Here is a 5,616-nt window from a genome sequence, read left to right on the forward strand (position 1 = left end):
CCCGACAGCCTGGGCATCTTCGGCTTTTCGTACCTCGATGCGAACAAGGACAAGATCAAGGCGGTTCCGGTGCAGGGCGTCAGCCCGACCTATGACACGATCGCCGGCGGCAGCTATCCCGGATCGCGCCCGCTGTTCATCTATATCAAGAAGGCGCATGTCGGCGTGATCCCCGGCCTGGCCGAATATGTCGCCGAATTCCTGAAGGGCGCGGCGAAGGACGGCTATCTGGCCGCCAAGGGCCTGGTGATCTCGCCCCCCGACGTGTCGGCGAAGGCCGCCGCCGCGGCGAAGGACATGACGCCGCTCGACGGTTCGGAGCTTAAATAATCTCCCCCGCCGGCGGCCGGGACGCGGGGGGCCACATCCCCCTGCCCCCGGCCGCCGCTTTTTGGGTCGCTCCCATCCCGTTCGTGTCGAGCGAAGTCGAGACACCCGTCGGGTCAGCGCATGGTCGAGGGGCATCTCGACTTCGCTCGATGCGAACGGACCAGAATGCGGGCGGATCGGAAATTATGACGCCGAGTCATCAAATTGCCACGCGCGGCCGCTTTGGGTTGCGGCGGGCCAGACGATAACGGGGACGATGTGACTTTCAACGCCGCCGCCTTATTGCTCCTGATCGCGGGGCTTGCGCTGATCGGCTGGCTGGCCGGCCGGGCGCGCTCGGCGCTGCTCGCGGGCCGCGCGGGCACCCGGCTGCATTCGCGGCCGCAATATCATGGCTGGTATGTCGCGCTGTGGCTGTTCGCGCCCGCCGCGATCTTCCTTGCCGTCTGGTCGAGCATGTCGCCGGCGCTGATCACCAATGCGGTGCTCGCCAGCCCCGAGGCGCAGAGCCTGCCCGCCTTCGGCTTCGAACGCGGCGCGATGCTGTCGGACGCGCGCGCCGTCGCGCAGGGCAAGCAGGCGGCGGTGCGCATCGCCGAGGCGGCACCGCTCGTCAAACCCTATGCCGATGCGACGCACCGTTTTGCGTGGATCGGCATCGCGGCAATGCTCGCGCTGGCGCTCGCCGGCGGGCTTTATGCCTTTACGCGGATCAAGCCCGATTTCCGGGCGCGGACGCGGGTCGAACGGATCGTGATGGCGCTGCTGCTCATCGCCTCGCTCGTCGCGATCCTGACGACCTTCGGCATCGTGCTGTCGCTGCTCTTCGAATCGATCCGCTTCTTCCGCCTCGTCCCCGCGACCGAGCTTTTGTTCGGCACCTATTGGAACCCGCAGAGCGGCGCGCCGCAGCCCGGCACCTTCGGCGGCATCCCGCTGTTCTGGGGCACGGTGCTGATCGGCGCGATCATCGCGATGATCGTCGCGATCCCGATCGGGATGATGACCGCGGTCTACCTCACCCAATATGCGGCGCCGACGGTGCGCAAATGGGTGAAGCCGTGCCTCGAGATCCTGGCGGGCGTGCCGACGGTCGTTTACGGCTATTTCGCGGCGCTGACCGTCGCGCCGGCGCTGCGCAATTTCGCGGTGATGCTGGGCGTGCCGAATGCGAGCACCGAAAGCGCGCTCGCCGCGGGTATCGTGATGGGGGTGATGATCATCCCCTTCGTCTCGTCGATGGCCGACGACAGCATCAACGCGGTGCCGCAGGCGATGCGCGACGGCAGCCTCGCGCTCGGCGCGACGCCGAACGAAACGATCCGCCAGGTGCTGATCCCCGCCGCGCTGCCGGGCGTGATGGGCGGCATCTTGCTCGCGGTCAGCCGCGCGATCGGCGAAACGATGATCGTGGTGATGGCCGCGGGCCTCTCCGCCAACCTCACCGCCAACCCCTTTGCCAGCGTCACCACGGTGACGGCGCAGATCGTCAAGCTGCTGACCGGCGACCAGGAATTCGACAGCGCCAAGACGCTCGCGGCCTTCGCGCTCGGCCTCGTGCTGTTCATCGTCACGCTGCTGCTCAACATCGTCGCCCTGCGCATCGTCAAAAAGTATCGCGAAGCCTATGAATAGAGACACCGCCCCGACCGACTGGAAAGGCGCGGCGATGCAAAAGCGCATCGCGGGCCGCTATGCCGCCGAACGCCGGTTCAAGGCGATGGGGCTGGGCGCGGTGCTGCTGTCGGGCTTTTTCCTCGCCTTCCTGCTGTTCGTGATGGTCGGCAACGGCGCGCGCGGCTTTACCTACACCCATGTCGCGGTGCCGATCGACTTCAAGGCGATGCCGCTGACGGTCGACAAGGCGCGACTGTCCGACGCCGACGCCGATCAGGTGATCGCCAACGCCGGGCTCGCCGACATCGTCGCCTTTGCCGCCGACGAGGCGCTGGGCAAGGACGGGTCGCAGCTGATCAGCGAAAATGCGTGGAAGGAAGTCCGCACCCGGATCAAGGCCGATCCCGAGCTGCTCGACGGCAAGTCGCTGTTCGAACTCCCCGCATCGAGCGCGGTCGACATCGCCGCCAAGGAAGGCGCGAAAGGCGCGCTGGGCGAACGGGTCGATGCGCTCGAAAAGGAAGGCAAGCTGTCGACGGGCTTTCACACGCCCTTCTTCAAAAATGCCGACGCGACCGATCCTGCCGTCGCGGGGATCTGGGGCGCGCTCAAGGGATCGTTGATGACGATCTTCATCGCCTTTCTGATCGCCTTTCCAACCGGCGTGCTCGCGGCGCTCTATCTGGAAGAATATGCGCCGAAGAACCGCTGGACCGACCTGATCGAAGTGTCGATCAACAATCTGGCGGCGGTGCCCTCGATCATCTTCGGCCTGCTCGCGCTCGCGGTGTTCATCAACTGGTTCGGCCTCTGCCAGGCCAGCCCGCTCGTCGGCGGGCTGACGCTGGCGCTGATGACAATGCCGGTGATCGTCATCGCCAGCCGCAACGCGATCAAGTCGGTGCCGCCGTCGATCCGCGACGCCGCATTGGGCGTCGGGGCCAGTCCCGTGCAGGTGGTGTTCCACCATGTCCTGCCGCTCGCCCTGCCCGGCATCCTGACCGGCACGATCATCGGCATGGCGCGCGCGCTGGGCGAGACGGCGCCGCTGCTGCTCGTCGGGATGCGCGCCTTCATCGGCGACGTTCCGGGCGGCCTCTGCTCGCCCTCGACGGTGCTGCCGATGCAGATTTTCCTCTGGTCGGACGAGGTCGATCGCGGCTTCGTCGAAAAGACGTCGGCGGCGATCATCGTGCTGCTGTTCGTGCTGCTGTCGATGAACGCGCTTGCCATCTATCTCCGTAACAAGTTCGAAAAACGCTGGTGAAAATGAGCTCCCTGACCATGACCAACGACGATCTGATCATCGCCGATCCCAAGATGCGCGCCGAGGGCGTCAATGTCTTCTACGGCGACAAGCAGGCGATCAAGGACGTGTCGATCGACGTCGGCACCGACCTCGTCACCGCCTTCATCGGCCCCTCGGGCTGCGGCAAGTCGACCTTTCTGCGGTCGCTCAACCGCATGAACGACACCGTCGCCAGCGCGCGCGTCACCGGCCGGATCGAGCTCGACGGCGAGGACATCTACGCGCCGTCGATGGACGTTGTGCAGTTGCGCGCGCGCGTCGGCATGGTGTTCCAGAAGCCGAACCCCTTTCCCAAGTCGATCTATGACAATGTCGCCTATGGCTCGCGCATCCACGGGCTTGCCGCGAACAAGGCCGACCTCGACGTCATCGTCGAGCGCGCGCTGACCCGCGCCGGCCTGTGGGACGAGGTCAAGGACCGGCTGGGTGAAAGCGGCACCGCGCTGTCGGGCGGCCAGCAACAGCGCCTGTGCATCGCGCGGGCGATCGCGGTCGACCCCGAAGTCATCCTGATGGACGAGCCCTGCTCGGCGCTCGACCCGATCGCGACCGCCAAGATCGAGGAGCTGATCCACGAACTGCGCGGCAAATATGCTATCGTGATCGTCACGCACAATATGCAGCAGGCGGCCCGCGTGTCGCAGCGCACCGCCTTTTTCCACCTCGGGACGCTGGTCGAATACGGTAAGACGACCGACATCTTCACCAACCCGAAGCAGGAACGCACCAAGGATTATATCACCGGCCGCTACGGTTAAGGCGCGGGCGAAGAAGGACAGGAACGAGAACGATGGCAGTTGTGAACGATCATACGGTCAAGGCGTTCGACGAGGACATCAATCGCCTCCGCGGCCTGATCAGCGAAATGGGCGGGCGCGCCGAACAGGCGCTCCTCCAGGCGATGACCGCGCTCAGCAAGGGCGACCTCGCCCTCGCGGCACAGGTGGTGGAAGGCGACAAGAAGATCGACGCGCTCGAAGCCGAAGTCGAACAGCTCACGGTGCAGACGATCGCGCTCCGCGCCCCGATGGCCGACGATCTGCGCGAGATGATCGCGGCGCTCAAGATCGTCTCCGTCGTCGAACGGATCGGCGACTATGCGAAGAATATCGCCAAGCGCGTCGCGCTGATGGACCAGACGCGATCGATCGAATCGATCCCGGTGCTGATGTCGATGTCGGCCATCGTCGCCGAGCTGATCCACGACGCGCTCGACAGCTTCGCGGCGCGCGACGCCGACCTCGCAGTGCGGGTCACGGTGCGCGACAAGAATGTCGACGATTTCTACAACAGCATCTTCCGCACGCTCGTCACCTTCATGATGGAAAATCCGAAATATATTACCGAGAGCGCGCATCTGCTGTTCGTCGCCAAGAATCTGGAACGCATGGGCGACCATGCGACCAACATCGCCGAGATGGTCTATTATGTCGTCACCGGTGAGCGGATGGAGGAGCGCGAACGCGGCGAAACGCCCGAAGACAGCGCGACGGCGGAGAAGGAGCAAGGCTGATGCCGCAGCCCGACCTGCTGCTGATCGAGGATGACGAGGCGATCGCCGAACTCATCGTCTGGCATTTCGCCCGCGAAGGTTTTTCGGTCCGCCAAACCCCCGACGGCGAGCAAGCGCTCGTCCTCGTCGAGGAACGCGTGCCCGACATCGTCCTGCTCGACTGGATGATCGAAAGCCTGCCGGGGATCGAGGTGTGCCGCCGCCTGCGCCGCAACCCGAAATCGGCGAATGTGCCGATCATCATGCTGACCGCGCGCGGCGAGGAAGAGGACCGCATCCGCGGCCTCGAAACCGGTGCCGATGATTATGTCACCAAACCGTTCAGCCCGCGGGAACTGGTGGCGCGCGTTTCCGCGGTGCTGCGCCGCCTGCGCCCGGCGCTGGCCGGCGAGATCCTGGCCTATGCCGACATCGAACTCGATTCGGTGGCGCACAAGGTGGTCCGCGGCGGTCAGGTGGTCAGCATGGGGCCGACCGAATTTCGCCTGCTGCGCCACTTCATGGAGCATCCCGGCCGCGTCTTTTCGCGCGGACAATTGCTCGACAGCGTATGGGGCCAAGATAGCGACATCGAACTGCGCACCGTCGACGTCCATATCCGGCGCCTGCGCAAGGCGATCAACCTGCCCGGCACCGCCGACATCATCCGGACCGTGCGATCCGCAGGCTATGCGCTCGACGCGGGGAAAAGCGTCTGATCGGGCAGAAGATTCGCTTGCGGGGCGGCTCTGCGAATGTCGGCTAACGACCGATTGTGTTGAAAAACTCGGCCTTGCAATGGCGCTAAAGTATTGATTCTATGTCTCCGCAGGCAAACGGAGATGTCATGATGATGGGTGAGCGGACG

General features: G+C 65.0%; 6 protein-coding genes. All 6 read left to right on the forward strand.

Features of this window, described 5'->3' with window-relative positions:
* On the forward strand, positions 1-330 hold a 330-nt coding region (locus ABS88_RS23465), incomplete at its 5' end, for a substrate-binding domain-containing protein (protein ID WP_353745136.1).
* A gap of 258 nt (positions 331-588) precedes the next feature.
* A complete protein-coding gene (gene pstC, locus ABS88_RS23470) occupies positions 589-1,965 on the forward strand; it encodes a phosphate ABC transporter permease subunit PstC (protein ID WP_286750753.1) in 1,377 nt (458 codons plus the stop codon).
* On the forward strand, positions 1,958-3,214 hold the full coding sequence (gene pstA / locus ABS88_RS23475) for a phosphate ABC transporter permease PstA (RefSeq protein ID WP_058812039.1): 1,257 nt from the start codon (positions 1,958-1,960) through the stop codon (positions 3,212-3,214). The genes pstC and pstA overlap by 8 nt, the downstream gene beginning before the upstream one ends.
* A 17-nt stretch (positions 3,215-3,231) precedes the next feature.
* Positions 3,232-4,014: a phosphate ABC transporter ATP-binding protein PstB gene (gene pstB / locus ABS88_RS23480; protein WP_058812153.1), complete on the forward strand. Its 783-nt coding sequence runs from the start codon at positions 3,232-3,234 to the stop codon at positions 4,012-4,014.
* Between the two features lie 41 nt (positions 4,015-4,055).
* A complete protein-coding gene (gene phoU / locus ABS88_RS23485) occupies positions 4,056-4,769 on the forward strand; it encodes a phosphate signaling complex protein PhoU (protein ID WP_003039083.1) in 714 nt (237 codons plus the stop codon).
* Positions 4,769-5,467 (forward strand): phosphate regulon transcriptional regulator PhoB, encoded by a 699-nt coding sequence (gene phoB / locus ABS88_RS23490; RefSeq protein ID WP_003039086.1) that lies wholly within the window; start codon positions 4,769-4,771, stop codon positions 5,465-5,467. The genes phoU and phoB overlap by 1 nt, the downstream gene beginning before the upstream one ends.
* Positions 5,468-5,616: the final 149 nt, after the last annotated feature.

The organism is Sphingopyxis sp. SCN 67-31, from assembly GCF_001725095.1.